Genomic DNA, 1,428 nt, shown 5'->3' on the forward strand with positions numbered 1-1,428 from the left:
TAAGGCTGAGACACGACGTCGAGCATCTACGGATGTGAAGTCATTGATGCCATGCTTCCAGGAAAAGCCTCTAAGCTTCAGATTGTAAGGAATCGTACCCCAAACCGACACAGGTGGTCGGGTAGAGAATACCAAGGCGCTTGAGAGAACTCGGGTGAAGGAACTAGGCAAAATGGTACCGTAACTTCGGGAGAAGGTACGCTCTCGACGGTGAAGTCCCTCGCGGATGGAGCTATTGAGAGTCGCAGATACCAGGTGGCTGCAACTGTTTATTAAAAACACAGCACTGTGCAAAATCGCAAGATGACGTATACGGTGTGACGCCTGCCCGGTGCCGGAAGGTTAATTGATGGGGTTAGACTTCGGTCGAAGCTCTTGATCGAAGCCCCGGTAAACGGCGGCCGTAACTATAACGGTCCTAAGGTAGCGAAATTCCTTGTCGGGTAAGTTCCGACCTGCACGAATGGCGTAATGATGGCCACGCTGTCTCCACCCGAGACTCAGTGAAATTGAAATCGCTGTGAAGATGCAGTGTACCCGCGGCTAGACGGAAAGACCCCGTGAACCTTTACTACAGCTTGGCACTGAACATTGACCCTACATGTGTAGGATAGGTGGGAGGCTTTGAAGCGCAGTCGCTAGATTGCGTGGAGCCGTCCTTGAAATACCACCCTTGTAGTGTTGATGTTCTAACGTCGACCCCTTATCGGGGTTGCGGACAGTGCCTGGTGGGTAGTTTGACTGGGGCGGTCTCCTCCCAAAGCGTAACGGAGGAGCACGAAGGTGGGCTAATCACGGTTGGACATCGTGAGGTTAGTGCAATGGCATAAGCCCGCTTGACTGCGAGAATGACAATTCGAGCAGGTGCGAAAGCAGGTCATAGTGATCCGGTGGTTCTGAATGGAAGGGCCATCGCTCAACGGATAAAAGGTACTCCGGGGATAACAGGCTGATACCGCCCAAGAGTTCATATCGACGGCGGTGTTTGGCACCTCGATGTCGGCTCATCACATCCTGGGGCTGAAGTCGGTCCCAAGGGTATGGCTGTTCGCCATTTAAAGTGGTACGCGAGCTGGGTTTAGAACGTCGTGAGACAGTTCGGTCCCTATCTGCCGTGGGCGTTGGAGAATTGAAAGGGGCTGCTCCTAGTACGAGAGGACCGGAGTGGACGAACCTCTGGTGTTCGGGTTGTGTCGCCAGACGCATTGCCCGGTAGCTAAGTTCGGGATCGATAACCGCTGAAAGCATCTAAGCGGGAAGCGAGCCTTGAGATGAGTTCTCCCTGATACTTTAAGTATCCTAAAGGGTTGTCGTAGACTACGACGTTGATAGGCAGGGTGTGTAAGCGTTGTGAGGCGTTGAGCTAACCTGTACTAATTGCCCGTGAGGCTTAACCATACAACACCCAAGGGGTTTTGATGGACTCAA

General features: G+C 52.8%; 1 rRNA gene. It reads left to right on the plus strand.

Features of this window, described 5'->3' with window-relative positions:
• Positions 1 to 1,398, plus strand: a 23S ribosomal RNA gene (locus tag EX191_RS22740); the annotation flags it as partial.
• Positions 1,399 to 1,428 lie beyond the last annotated feature (30 nt).

It is taken from the genome of Vibrio chemaguriensis, assembly GCF_012275705.1.
Taxonomy (GTDB): Bacteria; Pseudomonadota; Gammaproteobacteria; order Enterobacterales; family Vibrionaceae; genus Vibrio; species Vibrio diabolicus.